Below are 19,321 nucleotides of genomic sequence, written 5' to 3'. Positions count from 1 at the left end.
TAGCCGTGGCAGTCAATGCAGCAAAAAAAAGCCGCTGGGTTTGCAGCGGCTTTTTTCTCACGCATGGCAAGTTTAACCCGCCGGCGGCACGTCACCGTGGCGAGCACGATGGCGGGCTCGCATACGCTCTGGCCGCAACAAGAAGGTGGCCAAGGCAGGCAACAGCACCAAAGCGCCCAGCATGTTCCACAGGAACATAAAGGTCAGCAAGATACCCATGTCCGCTTGGAACTTAATGGGCGACAGCATCCAGGTGCCCACACCCAACGCCAAAGTAATACCGGTAAAGCTCACGGCCTTGCCGGTGGATTTTAGCGTTTCTAAGAAGGCTTCCTGCATGTTTTTGCCGGCAATAATCATCACTTCCAGACGGTTATAAATATAAATGCCGTAGTCGACACCTATGCCCACGCCCAGTGCAATCACCGGCAATGTTGCTACTTTCACGCCAATGCCTAAATAAGTCATCAAGGCTTGCGACAATACCGACGTCAGCGCCAGTGGAATAATGATACAAGCCACCGCGGTAAATGAGCGGAAGGTAATAAAGCACAATACAAACACCACCACATACACAAAAATCAACATGGTATGCTGCGCTTCGGCAATGACTTGGTTGGTGGCTGCTTCGATGCCGGCATTACCAGAGGCTAGCTGAAAGCGCACAGGCACAGAATCGATCTCGCCGTTGGCAATGGCTTCTTCGATTTGCGGAATGCGCATTTCAAAGTATTTTTGCTCCACGTGATCATCGTATTGGGCTTTAAACTCTTCAACGGCAGCAACCGCCGTTTCCAGCGTTTCTGCTTTGTGATCATTGAGGTAAATAATTACCGGCGCCATTGAGCAATCTGGATTAATTAAGCCACTGGGCGCACGTTGGATCGAGGTGTTTAAAATGGTCTGGTTACGCGACAGCGCCGACCAATTTAAATTGCCCTCGTTCATGGCTTTGGTGACCAGCTTGGACACCGACACCAACGACACCGTCGACTGCACACCCGGCACGTTTTCCATATGCCACATAAAGCGGTCGATGGCGTCCATGACTTTGTAATCGTTGCACTGCTCCAGCGGTGTTTCCACCATCACCACCAGCACGTCTGAGCTGGTCGAATAATTCGACACCATAAAGTCGTTATCGAGGTTATAGCGCGAGTCCGCACGCAACTCTGGTGCGCCTTTGTCTAAGTCGCCGATTTTTAAATCTTGGCTGACCTGAAAACCAATGACCGCCATCACCGCAGCAATAACAATGGGCACAGGTGCTACTTTGCGGTTGGCAAATTGGGAAACAAAGCGCCACAGCACAGGGTCTGCACGCTCGGTTTTTTCTGCATGACGCACGCCCGAGCGGCTAATGCCCAGATAAGACATCACAATCGGCAACAGTACCAGGTTGGTGACAATAATCATCGCCACACCCACCGACGCCGAAATCGCCAGCTCCTGAATCACGCCAATATCGATAAACAGCAGCGTTAAAAAGCCGATGGCATCGGACATCAATGCCAACATGCCTGGCACGTACAAACCACGGAAGGCCTGGCGCGCAGCTTGCTCACGGTTGGCACCTTTACCGCTTTCAATGGCAATGCCATTAATGATTTGCACACCATGGCTGATGCCGATGGCAAACACCAAAAAGGGCACCAACACCGAATACAGGTCAATGCTAAAGCCCAGCAGTGCTAAAGCACCCAACTGCCAAACAACGGCAATCAGCGAGGCGATAATCGGCACCACTGTGCCCTTAGGGCAGCGCGAATACAAATACAACAGCACCGCTGTGGCGATCATGGCCGCTAAGAAAAAGAACGCAATTTGGCCGGCACCATCGAGCAAATCGCCGAGTTTTTTCGGCGTGCCTGTGATGTAGATGCGGTAGTCATCGCCGCCAAACTGGCTGCGAATTTTTTGCTCTAAATCGTGCGAAAACTGCTGATAGCTGAGTTTTTCACCGGTTTCAGGGTCGTATTCAACCAGCGGCACATCAATGATCGACGACTTAAAGTCATTCGATACCAAGCGCCCCACTTGGCCGGATTTCAATACATTTTGGCGCACCTGCTCCAAGCTTTGCTCTGAGCCATCGTAGGTGCTGGGAATGACTGGGCCACCTTGGAAACCTTGTTCGGTCACTTCGGTCCAGCGGGTGTTGGGCGTCCACAAAGACTGCATACCAGAGCGATCAACGCCGGGGATAAAAAACACCTCGTCGTTAATTTTGCTCAAAGTTTCCATATAGTCTTTGGTGAAAATATCACCATTCACGGCCTCGACCGCGATTTTGACGTTGGCCACCCCGCTTTTCATGTCATCTTTGTGCACCAGATAATTCTGGATGTATTCATGATTGAGCGGAATGTATTTTTCGATGCTGGAGTCGAGCTTGACCTTGGTCAGGCCATAGGCAAACAACGCTGTTAACAAGGCCAACAACACCAGCACAACGGGGCGGTTACCAAATAGAAACCGCTCAAGCATGGGCTCGGTGTCGGGCGACAGAATGTAGTGCTCTGGCTCGCTGTCGAAATAATGTTTTTGTTCACTCATGGATCGTTACTCTCCCGCCGCCATGCTGATACTGGTGTCCAACAGCTCTCCGCTGGCCGACAAACGCTTCACACCGTTCTCGCCCACCAGCACAAAACCACCTTCGCTGGTTTGCGCAACGCCGGCATAGGCCTTACGACCTTCAATAATAATGGAGCGGATTTTTTCACCTCGGTGCGCCAGCATCACCACCGAGCCACCGTTACCGACCAGCACTGTGCGGTCTGCGCTGCTCACGCCACCGAGCAGGGTTTGCTCACTGCCGGTGCTTAGCTCACGCCAACTGATGCCAGCATCGGTGGAATGAAACACATGGCCACGCAATCCAAACAGCCATTGCTGATCGTCTTTGCTGACCAAACCAAATAATGAGCCTTCGTAAGGTGCCAACATGGCGCGCCAGTTAGCGCCCAAATCGTCTGAGCGCACCAGCGTGCCAGCCTCACCGACCACCGTCAGGGCCATGCCGCCAACAGGCACGATGGCGTTTAAATGCATGCGTCCTGGGTTAGGAATACGGGCGGAGATGTCGCTCCAAGTTTGGCCGCCGTCGGCGGTGTAAAACGCCATGCCATAAGCACCCACGGCAAAACCACGACGAGCATCGTAAAACCAAACGTCGAGGAAGGGTTTGGTGGAGCCGGTTTCCTGGTCGTAAAGGGCGTCTTCTAAGGCGAAGGTGGCGTTTTCGAGCTGAATTTCTGCTTCTTCAATGGCAACGTCATCACCGCTGGCCTCGGCTTGCGCCAGGGCAGCTTCACGCTTGGTTTTAAGCTCACGCGCCGCGGCAACAATGGCATCGTTGGCACGGAACCCTTCAAACTGTTTAATCCAGTTGGCGCCGCCATCGTCGGTGTGCAAAATCACACCGTCATGACCCACCGCCCAGCCATATTTGCCGGATGAAAAATGTACCGCCGTCAGCGTTACCTTGACCGGCACCTGACCTTGCTGCCAGCTGCGACCGTTATCATCAGAGTAAATAACGTGGCCATGAGCGCCCACCGCCACCAAGCGCTGGTCAGCTCGCACCACGTCCAACAACAACTCTTTATGAGCCAGTTGCGTCGGCATTGCCGGGGTATTCAGAGGATCCTGCCAAGTGGCTTGCGCTAGAGGCGCTAGCAACAGACAGATGGCCAGGCTGATCATCAGCTGTGACCATGACCTCGACTTTGCTGCCGAGCGGCTTTTGCCACCGTGGTGACGGCCACCGTGATGACGGCCACCGTGGTGACGGCCACCCAAATATCGGCCGCAGCGATCACGCTGAACCAAGTCAGAAAACATAAAGAGCTCCGTTATTATACTAATGTCGGAAGGCGGCTAGCATAGCCTAAGCCGAAAGGCTTGCCTAACCACCTAATGTTACAGAGTGTAAGTGATCAATAGGCCGACAAAGCCCGTCACAACGGGCTTTAGCCGTGACCCTTTCCACCTCTAGGCAACGACCAAAACGGCCATCGCGAGGCCATTATCGACGTCCACGCCTACGTAGTTCTGCGGGGGTAAAGTAGCGTTCACCCGGTGGTTCTTGGCTGTAGTCGATGGTGCCTTGTTCTTCGTTATCCAGTCCCTGCAAATGGTAACGCCCAGCTTTTAAATCGTGGAACACGTCCATGGTGGTCCAAGTCACGGGCAGCTCGTAATAGGTTTTGATGTAGGCCATGCTAACCCGCCATAACTCGCCGGCGGCATCGTATTGATCGGCGACCGCAATGCCCCAAGTATCTTCATCGAGGTAGAACACCCGGCGCTGATACACATGGCGGCGCCCTTCTTTAAGCGTGGCTTCCACCACCCAGACGCGGTGTTTTTCATAGCGGGTGTAATCCGGATTTAAATGGCCGGGCTGAATTAAATCGTCGTAGCTAACGTCTTTGGCGCTAAGACGATAATTATTATAGGGAATATAAATTTCGCGCTTGCCGACCAACTTCCAATCGTAGCGATCCGGCGCGCCGTTAAACATATCAGTATCGTCGGCGTAGCGCAGGCCATCAGCCGCGGCAATGGGCGTATCGTAAGCCAAGTTGGGCGCCCGGCGCACACGCCGCTGGCCAGCGTTGTAGCCCCAAGCCTGGCGTGGCTCGTCCACCTGATTCAAGGTTTCGTGCACCAATACAGCACCACCCGCCAAGCGCGCCGGCGCTTTGGTAAACGACAAGTAGTAGAACAATACGTTATCGAGGTCTTCGATGGTGCGATCGCGGCGATAGTAGTTGAATTCCACCTCTTGCTGCACGGTTACCAAGGAATAATCACCGTCTTTGTGCACTGCTAATTCGGAGGCACGGCGGGTCAAATAAATACCGCGCCAGCGGGTGACGTGGTTCCAAATCGCTTCCAAGCCGGTTTTGGCAATGGGAAATGGAATGCCGCCATAGGCGTATAACAAAGCGTTGCCATCACCGCCTAACTCGGCGCGAATGGCATTTTTATAGGTGTTTTCGTATACCCACTCAGGCGCAGCAGCGGTGCGGCGAGTTTTGTAGATCGGCATACGAAAGGTATCTGGATATTTACGAAACATCGCCTGCTGCCCCTCGGTGAGGTGGTCGGCGTATTGCTCCATATTGGCGGCGGTTATTTCAAACAGCGGCCGATCTTGCGGATAGGGGTCGACATGATGTTGACCTGGCTCTTGGTATTCCAACGGCGGCAAGGTTAAGCCACCACGCCAGGGCGGAATGTCTTTGCCATTGCCAGCGCGCTCGCCGCCCAATGGCATTAACTCTCCTTTTAGCCGGTCTGCTTCCTTAACCGAGACGGCAGCCCAGCTCGGTGAGGCAAGAACAACCAACGCTAAGGCGCCGGCCGCGATCCAATTATTTTTTTTCATTATGCGACCTCTTACATCCGCTCAGGCGGGTTCAAGAACCTTCGCAGCATAAAGAAAGTTGGGTTATTGCTCAAACGGCAATGCTCTTGTGAGACGGCCAGAACGAATGCTCTGACCAAGTAACGCCGGCTACCCAACACGGGCAGCCGGGTAACAGGTGAGCTTAGCTCAGGCTTTTGCTCACCACTTCGTACACGTCTTTCGACAACTCAGGCTCAGCCTGAATGCGCTCTAACTCAGCTTTCATGGTCGCGCCAAGCTCCGGCACCAAGCGCTTCCAGCGCGTCAGTGGCGTCAGCAGGCGAGAGGCCATTTGCGGGTTAAGGCCATTGAGCTTGATCACCGCATCGGCCAGCAAGGCATAGCCACTACCATCGGCTTGGTGGAAGGACACCAGCGCTTGGTTAGCAAAGGCCCCCAATACCGAGCGCACCTTGTTGGGGTTACGCCAGTCGAAGGCTTCGTGCTGTTGCAGCTGCTGAATAGCGGCCACACTGGCACGCTTAGAAGAGCCAGCCTGCACCGACAGCCATTGGTTGATCACCAAGGAATCGTGCTGCCATTGCTGATAGAAGCTGGCTAAAGCTTCATCCGCCAACGCCTGATCTTCACCGTTAGCCAGCACCACCAGCGCCGCCATTTGGTCGGTCATGTTGTCTGCGTCACGCAGCTGCTGTTGCGCTGCCGCTACGCCATCGGCACTGACGTGTGCCCAATAGCTCAGCACCAGGCTCTTCAGTGAGCGCTGTGCCATTTGCTGTGGCTCTGGCTGGTAAGCCTGCTGCGACTGCAGTTGCTGATAGCGCTCTGCCAAGTAGGGCTTGAGGGTATTGGCCATGGCCGAACGCACCTGTTCACGCGCGTTATGGATACCGACTGGGTCCACCTCAGCACTGAACTCGGCAACGTAAGATTCCGACGGCAAAGTCAGCAAGTAGCTGAGCATGGCTTTGTCCAAGCTGTCGTCTTGCAGCAAGGTGATCAATGCCTGTTGCTCGGCCTCGCTCAAGGCAAACTCGCCCACTCGCGCCTGTTCAATCCATTGCAGCATCAGCTTTTGGCCAGTATCCCAGCGGTTAAAGCCGTCGCTGTCGTGTTGCAGCAAGAACAATAACTGCTCAGCGCTTTGCTCATGGTGCAACTTCACCGGCGCGCTGAAATGGCGCAGCAGTGACAATTGCGGCTCCTCACTCACGCCGTGGAAGACAAACGTTTGCTCAGCATCACGCAGGTGCAATACCTGGCTGCTGTCTGTCCAAGCCGAGGCTGGCTCAACTTGCACTGGCATGTCGTTGCCTTGGCTGTCGATCAAGCCCAGTGCAATCGGAATCCACAGCGGTTTTTTATCGCTTTGCCCTGGGGTATCTGGCGTGTGCTGACGCAGGGTAAGCGTCAGAGTTTGCGCACTGGCGTCATACTCACTGCGGGCTTCCACCACCGGCGTGCCGGCTTGCTTGTACCACAGCTTAAACTGGCTCAAGTCGATGCCATTGGCATCTTCCATCGCCGCGACAAACTCATGAATGGTCACCGCTTGGCCATCGTGACGCTCAAAGTACAGATCCGAGCCTTTGCGGAAACCGTCCTCGCCCAACAAGCGGTGCAGCATGCCCACCACTTCGGCACCTTTTTCATAAATGGTGACGGTGTAGAAGTTGGAGATTTCAATAAAGGAATCAGGCTGCACTGGGTGCGCCATCGGGCCGCCGTCTTCGGCGAACTGCACGGTGCGCAACATGCGCACGTCTTCAATGCGCTTGACCGTGGCTGAATTCATATCGGAGGAAAAACCGGCGTCGCGGAATACGGTAAAGCCTTCTTTCAGGCTCAACTGGAACCAATCACGGCAGGTAACGCGGTTGCCCGACCAGTTGTGGAAATACTCGTGCGCCACAATGGCTTCAATGCGCTGGTAAGTGCTGTCGGTGGCGGTGGCCGGGTTGGCCAAGACGCAAGAGGAGTTAAAGATGTTAAGACCTTTGTTCTCCATCGCGCCCATGTTGAAGTCATCCACCGCGACGATCATAAACACATCCAGATCGTATTCGCGGCCGTACACTTCTTCGTCCCAACGCATGGAGCGCTTCAGGGCATCCATGGCGTATTCGGTTTTATCGATGTTTTGCGGCTCAACAAAAATTTGCAGCGCCACTTCACGACCGCTCATGGTGGTGAAGGTGTCTTCTAATACGCGCAAATCGCCTGCCACCAAGGCAAACAGGTAGCAAGGTTTTGGGAATGGGTCGTGCCAGCTAACGCGGCGACGGCCATCTTCCAGCACCTCATCGGCGGTCTTGTTGCCGTTCGACAGCATTACCGGCCATTGACCGTCGGCAGCCACCACGTGGGTAGTAAAGACGGACATCACATCAGGGCGGTCCAGGTAGTAGGTAATGCGGCGGAAGCCTTCTGCCTCACACTGGGTACAGTACATACCGCCGCTGCGATACAAGCCTTCCAAGGCGGTGTTTTTGTGTGGGTAAATGCGGTTACGCACGCTTAGCTTGTGACTCTCACCCAAGCCATTGACCGTCAGCGTTTCTTCACCCAACTGGTATTGGCCTTCGCTCAGTGCCTGACCGTCCAGCTGCACGGCTAACAGTTCCAGCTCTTGGCCATCTAAGGTCAAGCTGCCATCACCTGCCACCTCATCGTTGCGGCGTAAGTCCAGCACCGCGGTAACGTCGGTGTAGTCGTCAAATAATTCGACCGTCAGTTCGGTATGTTCGATCCAGTACGCTGGCGCGCTGTAGTCGCGCAGGTACTTAGTGACCGGTTGTGCATCTCGCATGCTCACTCTCCTATTATTTTAATCAACGCTCACCGTTAGGTGATAAGCGCTGTATTTGCGTAAATTGATAACGCCTGTATCTAAGATCAAGTACTGGCCTTTAAGCCCCAGTAAGCGACCACTCACTTCAGGGGTTTTATCCAGGTTATGGCTGACCACCTTGGTGGGGTACTGCTGCACCGGATAACGCACCTGCCAGGGCGACTCCAACAACCACTGAATATCATCGCCATGCTGCTGTTCCAGCTCTGCTAATGGGCCCTTAAGCTGTTGCTTCAGCTCAGCGGCCAACGCGGCTAAATCCACCGCTTCAGCATCGCCTTTTAGCAAGGCTCGCCAGTTGGTTTTATCCGCCACTTGCTGGCGCAGGGTGTCCTCAAGCAAGCCGGATAAACGCCGGCTGCTCACCCGAGCAATCGCTAAGGCCTGGCTGGCGCCTTGGTCGAGCCAGCGCGTCGGTACCTGAGTCGCCCGCGTGATGCCGACTTTAACGCCGGAAGAGTTGGCCAAATAAACGATATGGTCGCGAAAACAGACCTGCTCGGCCCACTGTTCATCACGGCAGGTGCCCTGGTGAAAGTGGCAGGTTTCGGGTGCCATCATGCAGCGATCGCACTGCGCCAGCGAAATAAAGCAGGGGTAGCAAAACCCCTGGGAGTAGCTTTTTTTCGTCTGGCGTCCGCAATGCTGACAATGAATCTGACCGCGATAGCGCAGCTGCAGGGTTTGCCCCAGCAAGGGGTTTAACGCCAGCACCGGCTGGTCATCCAGTACCAGCTGATAATCAGCCACGCCGTCATCGCTGACGCCAATGCTCAGCTTGGATAGGTGTCCTTGAAAATCAGCCATCAGTGCAAATTCAGCGGCTGTACATCATCATCATCCGACTTGGAGCTGCACTGGCCGCCGATGTACCCCACCCGCTGCTCAGCGGGCAAGTCGTTGGCTTCTTCGTAATAGAGAATGGCTTGCATGCACAGTTCACGCTGGTCATCGACCAGCTTGCGACCGTCGGGCCAACGCCCCGTCGCCACGGCATTTTTTAAGTTTTCATACACCTCTGGGGTGAGAGACTGTATCAGTTGTTCCAAAGTCATGGATTTGCCTCTTGTGAAGGTCGTAACGGCCACAGCACGGCTGCCGCCAAGCCAAATATCAGTCCGCCTATGTGCGCACCGTGGGCGGTGCCACTGAGGCCGGGGAACAGAGTGTCGGCAAACAAAGTTAACAGCAACCAACCCAGCATCAGGGGTAACAAGCCAGATGGTAACTGATACGGGCGGCCACGCTTCTGGCGCCAGCCAACCCAACCTAATAGCGCTAAGGTAATGCCCGAAGCACCGCCAAACGCCGGCCCGGCATACCACCACTGCACCACATTGCCGACCAGGCCGCTGGCAAACACCAGCGCTAATAACGCCCAGCCGCCATCGAAACGCTCAATGCGGCGGGCCAGAATCCACCACCAAAAGCTGTTCATCACAATATGCAGCAGTGAAAAGTGCAGAATCGCCGGCCGCCACAAAGGCCATAGCCCCATCTCTAGGTAGGTGGCCAGCGCCCAACGCTGTTGCGGCCAGGCGTCAACGGCGGTGCTGAGCCACGGCTGCCATGCATCACTCAATTGCATCCAAGCGTACACCAGCCACAACAGCAACAAGCCCACACTGCTCAGCGGTGTGCTGGTCAGTTGCAATAGCCACTGCCAAGGGCGCGCATCATGGACGGGCTTGGCTTGTTGCAGCTCGCCGTCTTGCCACTGCTGCAACCACAACTTGACCCGCTCGGCATCATCGGCGTCGGCCAGCAACAGATGCTGTTGGCCTTGCTCTATGATCACCCGATGGGGAATGCGCTCCGCCCACAGCTGCTGGGTCAGCGGCGACAGATCAATGTGTCGGTCTGCAACGAGTACTCGAACTGCCATTAACGCTCGCTCTTTGCCACGCGAACCCAGGTAAATTTGCCGCGCTGCAAATGGTGTTCAGTGTCCATGCGATAGGCGACCAGGCGGCCGTATTTGACCGCGCTGTAATCCAAACAGCCAATATTGGGCACGATGGGTTCGGGAATCCCAGCCATCCAGTAATGGCCAATAAACAGCGGTTTTTCCTCGGGGCCGTAATACAGCAACTGGGCCTTTTCGGCATCGCTCAGATGGGCATGTTGCAAATCATCGGGCAAAGGGTCGGGCTGAAACAACACATCGCTGTAATACTCAGGCTCATGTTGCCAGAACTTGGTGCGAAAGAACTGCCGTACCATGCCGTCTTTGGCGGTCATCGAACGACCGTTCGGTAATTTCAATGAGGTGCCGCGCAGGATGCGATCAAGAAAACGGTATAAAAAGCTGGAGGTGTCCACCGACTCCGGCAGCATTTCCTTGCTCAGCTGGTTACCACCATAGCGCGCCACAAACTCGTCGATCATGGCTTGATCCCAACAGGCATGAATTACCCGGAAGTGATCATATTCAAGGAACAACGGCAGCTCGACAAACCAATCGAGAAACTCCTGAAACTCCGCCGGATGGTCGGCAAACTGCTCAATGGTTTGCGCCACGATAAAAGCGTTGCGTTCCGTATGCGGGCGCAAATAGGGCTGACCCATGTCAGCGGGCGCGGGGGTGCAATAAGTGACGACATTGTATTCGTGATTGCCCATCACAATGTCGGCATGGCCAGCGTCGACCATGTCGCGTACCACATGGCACGCCAAGCGAATATTGGGGCCGCGATCGACAATGTCACCCACGAATACCGCACGCCGCTTAGGGTGTTGGTAAACGCCCGCCACTTTGCTGTAGCCCATTTGCTCCAGCAGGGTTATCAGGGTGTTGCCACAACCGTGGATGTCCCCGATCAGGTCATAGCCCTGATGCATACTTCAGTCTCCGACGCTGCTGTTCCAGCCCAGCTTAGTGCGGCAAATTTCGTAAAAGTTGTGCTGCTTGGGATGGATCAGTTTCAGCTTGTGGGCCTTTTTGCGAATAGTAACACTGTCGCCCGGCGCACACGGCGTGTGGGTTTGGCCATCACAGCTCACGGTGGGGTAAATATCTTGGCTGGCATCGATCACGATTTTAATTTCGCTTTTACCATCCACCACAATCGGCCGACTCGACAAGGTATGCGGGAACATGGGCACCAATACCAAAGCATCCAAACGCGGGTGCATAATCGGGCCGCCGCCAGATAAGGCATAGGCGGTGGAGCCTGTCGGTGTCGAGACAATCAAGCCATCGGAGCGCAGGTTATAAACAAACTGGCCTTCGATGTATAAATCAAAGGCGATCATGCGCGCAGACTTGCCCGGGTGCAGCACCACATCGTTGAGCGCAGCGCCACTGGCAATCGGGTTGCCTTCACGCTTGACCTCGGCATCGAGTAGAAAGCGGCGCTCTTCAACGTAATCGCCATCCAACACCGCCTGCACTGCTTCGCACATTTCATCATCTGGGCTGATGTCGGTTAAAAAGCCCAAGCGACCGCGGTTAATGCCCAGTACCGGCACATTGTATTTCGCCAGTGCACGGGCGGCGCCCAGCAAGCTGCCATCGCCACCGATGACGATCACCAGATCGCAAATTTCGCCCAGCATATTGACCTTAGACACCTGCATACCATGCCCAGGCATCACTTCGGCGATACGATCATCGAGAATGACGTGGTAGCCTTCGTCAATTAAATACCGGTTCAGGCGCTTGACGGTCTCAATCACCTTATTGCTGTTTAAACGGCCGATAATGCCAATGTTGCGGAATTCTTCCATCACCTGTTCCATGCCGGGCAGAGAATGTGACGCCCATGATACAGGAGTTTATGACACTTGATAGACCAGCTACGCCGCTTGGCCCCCGACTACCTGCAGTTAACCCAAGCGCAACAACAATGGCTTTGGAGCATACAGGGCCCTGCCCTGCTCGATTGTGACTGGAGTCCAGCTCATCCTGACTGGTGGCAACCGCCCAGTGCTTATCCGCCGCAGGCGGCCCATTTTACCAGCCCACGTTTAGGCTTTCGCTTTGAGCAACTGTGGCAGCAATACATCGAGCTCATGGACTGGCCGGCGCAGTTCAACCTGCAAATCCGCTCGGCCGAACGCACGTTAGGTGAATTGGATGCGCTGCTAAAAACGCCCCAAGGGGTCATACACTTGGAGCTGGCACTGAAGTTTTACCTTGGCTTCGGTGACGATTGGATCGGCCCCAACCGCCGTGATCGCTTGGCCGATAAAATCCGCCACACCCGCGACCACCAGCTGGCCATGGCCCAGCAGCCTGAAACGCGTACCGCCTTAGCTCCCGAGTGGCAGCCATCACATAGCCAGGCACTGATGCGCGGCTGTTTGTTTCATGCTGCTAACCCGGCTTTTCGCGGTGCCTTGCCAGCCGAGGTCAATGCCGAGCATTGGCACGGTTATTGGTGCCACATACAAGACGCCCCCCAGCTACTACCGCAAGGCCAGTGGTATATTTTGTCCAAGCCTGATTGGATCAGCCCGATCTGTGCGCCTTTGGCCGTCGACCGCGACACCTTGCTGCACTACTGCCAGCGCCACTTTCAATCGCTCGACGGCGGCCTGTGCGCCGCTTTGCTGCAGTACCACCAAGGCCAATGGATTGAACAGCAGCGTTGGATGCTGATGGCCAATGACTGGCCACGCTCAGGCTAACCCGCACTCGGCAAACTGAGCCCGGCGCCACGCCGGCCCTGCAGGCCACCGGTATGCAGCAGCAAAGCACGTTTGCCAGGCTCGTTACAGGCCTCAAACGCCTGCATCATTTTGGCGGTGTAGACTGGGTCTAAAGCAATGCCTTTGGCATCGTAGCGCGCGATCAGCTGGCGCAGCGCGTCACTGATGCGACCAAAGCCGCCGCCGTGAAAATCCTCCAATAAGCGCCAGCGCCCCGGCATACTCTGTTGCCAGCGGCGCTTGAGCTCGCCTTGATCGGCTACCACATTAACCGCCATAAGCTCCGTCGATGCAGGCAGCGCTTGTGCTAAGCCTTCCGCCGTGGTGCCCGTGCCCACTGCTAGCCACACTTGGTCATAACCTTCGACATAGGGGGCCAATGCCTCACACCCCAATGCTTCACACCCCAGTCGCCCAGCCTCACCGCCGCCGCCTTCGGGTATCACAATGGCCTGATACTGCTGCTGTAAGTGCGCTAGATAGTTGCTGTCATGGCGCTGGCGATACGTTTTTTTATCGGCAAACACCAACCGCATGCCCAGTTGTTGGCAGTCCTGCAAGGTCGGCGTCAGCGCACACTCAGCGTAACCTCGCACCACAGCCATGGTTTCAATGCCCAGCAAGCGCCCACAACCAGCCAACGCGTGCAAATGATTCGAGTGCGGGCCGCCAAAGCTCAGCAGACGAACGGGCGGTGAAGTCAGTTGTTGTAAGTGGCCCCAAAGCTTCCAGGGCTTATTGCCGCAGATAACGTCATCGGCGGTGGCCAACCACAGCATGTCGGCATGAGGAGTGAGTGCAAGGTGTGACATAGGGGCAGAGAGCAAACGCTGCAACGGCTGCAGCCAAGAGGGGCAATGCGGCATGATTAAAAGCGCTTTTTAACGCCAGCGTTTGGATCCAGTGGGATGCCAAATTCGTCTTGCTGTGGCGCGTTTTCTTTTGATAACTCTTTGGCCAAGTTGTCTTCGGCCTCGTACTTTTGGCCGTGGTAGAGATTGCTGGTGCGCTGGGTCAAGGCACGAATTCGCTCGTTCTTTTCTGGGTATTGAAGATCGCACTCGATCAACAACTTTTTGGCCGCTTTAAAGTAACTGATGGCCGTCACCGCATCGCCCCGCTGAGCCGCCAAATCGCCTTGTGCGGTAAAGGTATCGACTTCTTTCTCTAGCAAGGTCAGACGTAAATAGCGACGGTACTCCATCGCCGCCGCCTCGGAGATCACCTTACTCTTCACCATCGGTCCCAAGGTTTTTAACACCTGTGAGAACTGTGCTTTGGCATAGCGAATTTCACGATCGCTTTTTAACACCCGACGATGGCTTTTGGAGGATTCAATCTGCTGTTTATAATGCTCGATATCCAAGTCTTCGCTAATATCGTCGCCTTGCTCGGCTGGCGGCAACTGCTGGCGATAACGCTCATAAAGGTAAGCCGCTCGCTCTAGCATTAGGGTCTGAATTTCTTTGTGATTGTCGACCTGAATCAGAAAATCCAACGCCTCGACCAAATCATCAGCACGCTGGCGAATAGCCTTAGCCTGCAAGCGTTTGACATGATTTTGCTGCTGTCGCCGGCCAGCATATACCAAGCCCACCAATATCAGTGCTACCGGTAATGCAATGGCTATGATTAACCCAACCGCCGACATGCTATCTCTTCTCCACCCAATCAATCAGCGACATCATTGTGACGCTTAACTGCGTTTAAGCATAGCCGATAACTGACCTTAAGCGCTTAGCACGGCATGCCAACTGGTCTACAGTAAGGCCAGACAAGCCCGCCCTCGGCGATGGAAAACATCATGCCAATTGTGCCGCACAGGCCGCACAACTGCGCTAGTCGGGCTTGACCCGCCCCGGGGGTATGCCTATAAAGTGTCGCTCTCAGGGCGTACTGCCATGGTAACAAACACAGGTTTAACAACGGAATATGGGCAAATCGCTGGTAATTGTGGAGTCGCCGGCCAAGGCGAAAACCATTAACAAATATCTGGGCAAAGACTTTGTCGTTAAGTCCAGTGTCGGTCATGTGCGCGATTTGCCCACTTCAGGCTCTGGCAGTAAAACCGACCCCAAAGAGCGTGCTCGACAAGCGGCGCTGACACGCAAAATGTCGCCGGAAGAAAAAGCTGCACATAAAAAGCGCAAAGCCAAAGAGCAGCTCATTGCACGCATGGGCGTCGATCCTGAGCACAACTGGCAAGCCAACTACCAAGTCTTACCCGGCAAAGAAAAAGTCGTTGAGGAACTGCAACGTCTGGCCAAAAATGCCGACCACATTTATCTGGCAACGGATTTGGACCGCGAAGGGGAAGCCATCGCTTGGCATTTGCGCGAGCTGATTGGCGGCGACAACCAACAGTATCGTCGTGTGGTATTTAACGAAATCACCAAAAATGCCATTCAGTCCGCATTCGAGCAGCCTTCTGAGCTCAACATGAATCGTGTGAATGCTCAGCAAGCGCGGCGCTTTCTCGATCGTGTGGTGGGCTTTATGGTATCGCCCCTGCTGTGGTCAAAGGTCGCGCGCGGTTTATCTGCTGGGCGGGTGCAAAGCGTCGCAGTACGGTTAATTGTTGAGCGTGAACGTGAAATTCGCGCGTTTATTCCCGAAGAATACTGGGAAGCGTTTGCCAACCTCACTACCAAACAAGGCGAGGCCTTACGCGCGCAGGTGACGCGCCATAATGGCAGTGAGTTCCGTCCGAGTAACGAAGAGCAAGCGCAAGCGGCGGTCAACGCATTGCAAGCGGCGAAATACAGCGTCGCTAAACGTGAGGACAAACCCACCAGCTCCAAGCCTGCGGCACCGTTTATTACTTCGACTTTGCAACAGGCAGCGAGTACGCGCCTGAGTTTTAGCGTTAAAAAAACCATGACGCTGGCACAGCGTCTGTATGAAGCCGGTTACATCACCTACATGCGAACCGACTCCACCAATTTGTCGCAGGATGCCATCGACAGCGTGCGCGGTTACATCGAAGACCAATTAGGTAAGGACTACTTGCCGGAAGAGCCGCGTCGCTACAGCGCCAAAGAAGGCGCACAAGAAGCGCACGAAGCCATTCGCCCCTCCGACGTTCATGTGCGAGCAGCAGATCTGTCGAGCATGGAGCCAGACGCCCAGCGCTTATACGATTTAATCTGGCGCCGCTTTGTTGCTTGCCAAACCACAGATGCACGCTTTACCAGTACCAGCATTGTCTTCAGTGCTGGCGACTATGAGTTGCGCACACGCGGTCGTGTGATTCGCTTCGACGGCCATTTGAAAGTGTTGCCGCCGCAAGGCAAAGGCGACGATGATTTACTGCTGCCAGACGTGCAGCAGGGAGATCAGCTCACATTGGAGCAGATCGAACCCAAACAGCACTTTACTAAGCCAGCGCCGCGCTTCTCTGAAGCCGCCTTGGTAAAAGAATTGGAAAAACGTGGCATTGGCCGGCCATCAACCTACGCCTCTATCATTTCTACCATTCAAGAGCGTGGTTACGTCAGCCTCAAAGGTCGACGTTTTTATGCAGAAAAAATGGGCGATATTGTCACCAGCCGACTCACAGAAAGCTTTGCTGATTTAATGGACTTCGGCTTTACCGCCAGCATGGAAGAAAAACTGGATGACATCGCCGATGGCGACGTCAACTGGACCCAAGTACTGGACGATTTTTACGCTGGCTTTCATTCGCAATTAGAGCAAGCAGAAAACGACGACGGCATGCGCCCGAACACGCCAGTGGACACCGACATCGAATGTCCGGCGTGCAGTCGCATCATGCAAATTCGCACCGGCTCAACCGGCGTATTTTTAGGCTGCTCAGGTTACAGCCTGCCGCCCAAAGAGCGCTGCACCCAAACGCTAAACCTGATTCCCGGCGAGGAAGTCATCGAAGCCGATGAAGATGAAGAAGCCGAAAGCCGACGCTTAATGGACAAGAAGCGCTGTCGCTTGTGCGATGCCGCCATGGATAGTTATTTGCTCGATGAGCAGCGCAAGCTTCACATCTGCGGCAACAATCCTGATTGCGCTGGATTTGAAGTCGAGTTTGGTCAGTACAAAATTAAAGGCTATGACGGCCCTACCCTTGAATGCGATCGCTGTGGCAGCGAAATGCAACTCAAGTCGGGGCGCTTTGGCAAATACTTCGGCTGCACCAACAGTGAATGTAAAAACACGCGTAAATTACTAAAAAATGGCGAGCCAGCGCCACCCAAGATGGACCCGATTCCGATGCCGGAACTGGCTTGTCAAAAGGTCGATGACACCTATGTGTTACGTGATGGCGCAGCAGGTTTATTCTTGGCCGCCAGTCAGTTTCCGAAAAATCGTGAAACGAGGGCACCGCTGGTTGCAGAGCTGATTGCTCATCAAGCAGAGCTGCCGCAAAAATATCATTATTTGCTCGACGCTCCGCGCTCAGACGAGGACGGTAACCCCAGCGTTATTCGTTACAGCCGCAAAACCAAAGAGCAATATGTGATGTCGGAGGTTGAAGGCAAAGCCACCGGCTGGAGTGCTTATTTTGTCGACGGCCAATGGCAGGTTCAGCAAAAAGCGAAGGCCAAGCCAAAAAGCAAGGGCAAAGCGGCCAAGAAATAATTAGCACCCCTGACTGATAAAGGCCGGCCATAAAATCGGAGTTTTTGCCGATGGTTCGGCCTTTTTAGCATTGCTAGGCTGTTTCTCCCAACCACGGAGGATAAGCCATGCAATGGATCAAAACCGCCCTTCTTAGCCTATTACTAGCGACTCAATTGGCGACTGCAGAGCCTGATGCTCAGCCACAAGCCATCAATATCAACACCGCCACGGTGGAGCAACTGGCGCAATTAAAAGGCATCGGTGAAGCGAAAGCCCAAGCCATCGTCGCTTATCGCCAAGCCAATGGTAAGTTTTCCAGCCCAGAAGACCTCACCAAGGTTAAAGGCATCGGCCCTTCCACCTTGCAGACGAACTTGGCGCAACTAACAGTGGAGTAACTGAGATTATGCAGCGGAGTAGCTAAAGCGATGGCGCGGGTAATTGCTGTAACCAGCGCCAAACATCTTCTGCATTAAATGGCCAGTCTAAGCACTGGCCACTGTTTTCTTCCATCAACACAGGAATGCGTGTTCCAAAGGCGTCTACCAAAGACTCTTTTTCCGCAATATCCTGCTCAAACACATCATGGGGAATCTTTCCTGCCAACGACAAGATAACCTCACGGGCTTCATCGCATAAATGACACCCTTGGGTGCCCAGCAATACCAAACTCACTGTACTCATCCAACTGACTTAATAAACCGCCGACTTTAACCGAGGGCATAGCCCTTGCCCAGCAGCCGCTCGACCAATGTCGGCTGGGCAAGCGTCAGCGCCGTTATGCTGAGGTGGCTTGGCGTTCGGTTAGCGCTTGATCGAGACCGTCACTGAAGGCTTGCCATACCGGCATGCGGGACTCTTCCGGTAACAGAGCTGACATCATGTCGCGCATGGTTTGAGCTGGCTCCGCCAATGGATTGGCTTTGGCCAGTGCTTGTTCATAAGCCTCACTGTAGGCCGCCAAAGGGGCTTGCAGGCCTTCCAAGGCTTGGGTCGGCATTTGTGGTTTTGCCACGGGATAAAGCGACTGCTTGCTAACACTGGCTTGCTGACGTAAATCCAAACTCAAAGAGGCCAGCTGTTGGCCATCAAAGCCCAGTTGCATCGCTTGCTCTAAAGCGCCGCCCAGATCGCCGGCAAAAAACTGCTCGGATAGCGAATTCACATCGGCAAACAAGGCATCCAACGCCTCCTTTTCGGCACCGCTTAAGCTGCCTTCTACCGTCATTTGATAGCCCAGTTCAGCACTGCTAGACATGGATAGTCCACTGCTGGAACGACTGGCAGAAGCCGCGCTGGATTGAGAAAAACTGACCGTTACGCGATCGCCTTCACGGGTCATGACTTCTAAACTCATTTGATTACTGACAGATAAGGCAGCGCGCTCCTGCACGGGTGCTGATTGAATCAGCTGCGCATTGGGGTTTTCAGCCAGTTGCTCCAGCCCTTGGTCTACCAGCGAACGTCCGGCCCCGATTTGCTGTTTCAGCTCGTCATCCAATAACCCCATGCCATCCAGCATTTCTTGGGCTTGCTGGTAGCCTTTCTCGATGCCGCTGCGTGCTGCTTCAAGCCGCTGCTGAATGCGTTCATCGGACGCTCCTTGAGCTTGCAGCTGCTGCAGGCCCCGCTGCACAAAGTTGAGAATGTTGGCTGCCGTTTTATCCGCACTTTGCGGCTCAGTGCGCACCATTCCCGCGACCTGTTGACTCTCAGTCGCAGCGGCATTGGAGCCACTCAGCCGTCCATTATTGGCGGTATTCTGGGCTGTATTTGGGGTTGGCCTAGCATAGGCGGATGGGGGAATCTGAATGGCCATAAGCACCTCCTGATGCGTCGCTGCTCTCTGTCTCGGCTTG

General features: G+C 54.6%; 16 protein-coding genes. 3 read left to right on the top strand and 13 right to left on the bottom strand.

The features are described 5' to 3' along the window. Nucleotides 1-72 precede the first annotated feature (72 nt). The 9 genes from IE090_RS00330 to IE090_RS00290 form a co-directional block, all read right to left on the bottom strand. Nucleotides 73-2,556 carry an efflux RND transporter permease subunit gene (locus tag IE090_RS00330; RefSeq protein ID WP_189386358.1) on the bottom strand — a complete coding sequence of 828 codons (2,484 nt, stop codon included), beginning with the start codon at nt 2,554-2,556 and terminating at the stop codon, nt 73-75. Between the two features lie 6 nt (nt 2,557-2,562). Then, entirely contained in the window at nt 2,563-3,846 is a 1,284-nt protein-coding gene (locus IE090_RS00325; protein WP_189386357.1) for a WD40/YVTN/BNR-like repeat-containing protein, read from the bottom strand. Between the two features lie 184 nt (nt 3,847-4,030). Further along, a complete protein-coding gene (locus IE090_RS00320; protein ID WP_189386356.1) occupies nt 4,031-5,398 on the bottom strand; it encodes a DUF1329 domain-containing protein in 1,368 nt (455 codons plus the stop codon). A 163-nt stretch (nt 5,399-5,561) separates the two neighbouring features. Continuing rightward, a complete protein-coding gene (pepN, locus tag IE090_RS00315) occupies nt 5,562-8,189 on the bottom strand; it encodes an aminopeptidase N (RefSeq protein WP_189386355.1) in 2,628 nt (875 codons plus the stop codon). 18 nt (nt 8,190-8,207) lie between these two features. Continuing rightward, nucleotides 8,208-9,038, bottom strand: a complete 831-nt coding sequence (locus IE090_RS00310; RefSeq protein ID WP_189386354.1) for a DUF2797 domain-containing protein — start codon at nt 9,036-9,038, stop codon at nt 8,208-8,210. Beyond that, nucleotides 9,038-9,286, bottom strand: a complete 249-nt coding sequence (locus IE090_RS00305) for a YeaC family protein (RefSeq protein ID WP_189386353.1) — start codon at nt 9,284-9,286, stop codon at nt 9,038-9,040. The genes IE090_RS00310 and IE090_RS00305 overlap by 1 nt, the downstream gene beginning before the upstream one ends. Then, nucleotides 9,283-10,116 carry a rhomboid family intramembrane serine protease gene (locus IE090_RS00300; RefSeq protein WP_189386352.1) on the bottom strand — a complete coding sequence of 278 codons (834 nt, stop codon included), beginning with the start codon at nt 10,114-10,116 and terminating at the stop codon, nt 9,283-9,285. The genes IE090_RS00305 and IE090_RS00300 overlap by 4 nt, the downstream gene beginning before the upstream one ends. Continuing rightward, on the bottom strand, nt 10,116-11,072 hold the full coding sequence (locus IE090_RS00295) for a metallophosphoesterase (protein ID WP_189386351.1): 957 nt from the start codon (nt 11,070-11,072) through the stop codon (nt 10,116-10,118). Before IE090_RS00295 ends, IE090_RS00300 begins: the two co-directional genes overlap by 1 nt. Nucleotides 11,073-11,075: 3 nt before the next feature. Then, complete coding sequence (locus IE090_RS00290) at nt 11,076-11,960, bottom strand: NAD(+) kinase (protein ID WP_189386350.1); 885 nt, start codon at nt 11,958-11,960, stop codon at nt 11,076-11,078. Nucleotides 11,961-12,017: 57 nt separating this feature from the next. Here IE090_RS00290 and IE090_RS00285 point away from each other — a divergent pair, with 57 nt between their 5' ends. Next, nucleotides 12,018-12,863, top strand: coding sequence for a DUF1853 family protein (locus IE090_RS00285; RefSeq protein ID WP_189386349.1), 846 nt, complete (start codon nt 12,018-12,020; stop codon nt 12,861-12,863). On the opposite strand, the gene IE090_RS00280 is transcribed toward IE090_RS00285, so the two are convergent. Continuing rightward, the gene (locus IE090_RS00280) at nt 12,860-13,750 is read right to left on the bottom strand and encodes a 1-aminocyclopropane-1-carboxylate deaminase/D-cysteine desulfhydrase (RefSeq protein ID WP_189386348.1); all 891 of its coding nucleotides are present in this window, start codon (nt 13,748-13,750) and stop codon (nt 12,860-12,862) included. The genes IE090_RS00285 and IE090_RS00280 overlap by 4 nt on opposite strands. A 2-nt stretch (nt 13,751-13,752) precedes the next feature. After that, a complete protein-coding gene (locus IE090_RS00275) occupies nt 13,753-14,535 on the bottom strand; it encodes a hypothetical protein (RefSeq protein ID WP_189386347.1) in 783 nt (260 codons plus the stop codon). Nucleotides 14,536-14,816: 281 nt separating this feature from the next. On the opposite strand from IE090_RS00275, the gene topA reads away from it, so the two are divergent. Beyond that, complete coding sequence (gene topA / locus IE090_RS00270) at nt 14,817-17,480, top strand: type I DNA topoisomerase (protein WP_189386346.1); 2,664 nt, start codon at nt 14,817-14,819, stop codon at nt 17,478-17,480. 107 nt (nt 17,481-17,587) lie between these two features. Then, nucleotides 17,588-17,860, top strand: coding sequence for a ComEA family DNA-binding protein (locus IE090_RS00265; protein ID WP_189386345.1), 273 nt, complete (start codon nt 17,588-17,590; stop codon nt 17,858-17,860). Between the two features lie 22 nt (nt 17,861-17,882). Here the strand turns inward: IE090_RS00265 and IE090_RS00260 are convergent, their stop codons facing one another. Then, the gene (locus IE090_RS00260; RefSeq protein ID WP_189386344.1) at nt 17,883-18,146 is read right to left on the bottom strand and encodes a glutaredoxin family protein; all 264 of its coding nucleotides are present in this window, start codon (nt 18,144-18,146) and stop codon (nt 17,883-17,885) included. 94 nt (nt 18,147-18,240) lie between these two features. Continuing rightward, a complete protein-coding gene (locus IE090_RS00255) occupies nt 18,241-19,281 on the bottom strand; it encodes a DUF5610 domain-containing protein (protein ID WP_189386343.1) in 1,041 nt (346 codons plus the stop codon). Nucleotides 19,282-19,321: the final 40 nt, after the last annotated feature.

This window comes from Bacterioplanes sanyensis, from assembly GCF_014652515.1.
GTDB lineage: Bacteria > Pseudomonadota > Gammaproteobacteria > Pseudomonadales > Oceanobacteraceae > Bacterioplanes > Bacterioplanes sanyensis.
The sequence above is the reverse complement of the archived record's forward strand: the minus strand, read 5'-3'. Positions and strand labels throughout refer to the sequence as shown.

Bases quoted from the DNA above. Each gene is read 5' to 3' on its own strand.
- IE090_RS00265 (WP_189386345.1), top strand. From the start codon at position 17,588: ATGCAATGGATCAAAACCGCCCTTCTTAGCCTATTACTAGCGACTCAA.
- IE090_RS00330 (WP_189386358.1), bottom strand. From the start codon at position 2,556: ATGAGTGAACAAAAACATTATTTCGACAGCGAGCCAGAGCACTACATT.
- IE090_RS00310 (WP_189386354.1), bottom strand. From the start codon at position 9,038: ATGGCTGATTTTCAAGGACACCTATCCAAGCTGAGCATTGGCGTCAGC.
- IE090_RS00255 (WP_189386343.1), bottom strand. From the start codon at position 19,281: ATGGCCATTCAGATTCCCCCATCCGCCTATGCTAGGCCAACCCCAAAT.
- IE090_RS00290 (WP_189386350.1), bottom strand. From the start codon at position 11,960: ATGGAAGAATTCCGCAACATTGGCATTATCGGCCGTTTAAACAGCAAT.
- IE090_RS00275 (WP_189386347.1), bottom strand. From the start codon at position 14,535: ATGTCGGCGGTTGGGTTAATCATAGCCATTGCATTACCGGTAGCACTG.
- IE090_RS00280 (WP_189386348.1), bottom strand. From the start codon at position 13,750: ATGCCGCATTGCCCCTCTTGGCTGCAGCCGTTGCAGCGTTTGCTCTCT.
- IE090_RS00325 (WP_189386357.1), bottom strand. From the start codon at position 3,846: ATGTTTTCTGACTTGGTTCAGCGTGATCGCTGCGGCCGATATTTGGGT.
- topA (WP_189386346.1), top strand. From the start codon at position 14,817: ATGGGCAAATCGCTGGTAATTGTGGAGTCGCCGGCCAAGGCGAAAACC.
- IE090_RS00300 (WP_189386352.1), bottom strand. From the start codon at position 10,116: ATGGCAGTTCGAGTACTCGTTGCAGACCGACACATTGATCTGTCGCCG.
- pepN (WP_189386355.1), bottom strand. From the start codon at position 8,189: ATGCGAGATGCACAACCGGTCACTAAGTACCTGCGCGACTACAGCGCG.
- IE090_RS00260 (WP_189386344.1), bottom strand. From the start codon at position 18,146: ATGAGTACAGTGAGTTTGGTATTGCTGGGCACCCAAGGGTGTCATTTA.
- IE090_RS00295 (WP_189386351.1), bottom strand. From the start codon at position 11,072: ATGCATCAGGGCTATGACCTGATCGGGGACATCCACGGTTGTGGCAAC.
- IE090_RS00320 (WP_189386356.1), bottom strand. From the start codon at position 5,398: ATGAAAAAAAATAATTGGATCGCGGCCGGCGCCTTAGCGTTGGTTGTT.
- IE090_RS00305 (WP_189386353.1), bottom strand. From the start codon at position 9,286: ATGACTTTGGAACAACTGATACAGTCTCTCACCCCAGAGGTGTATGAA.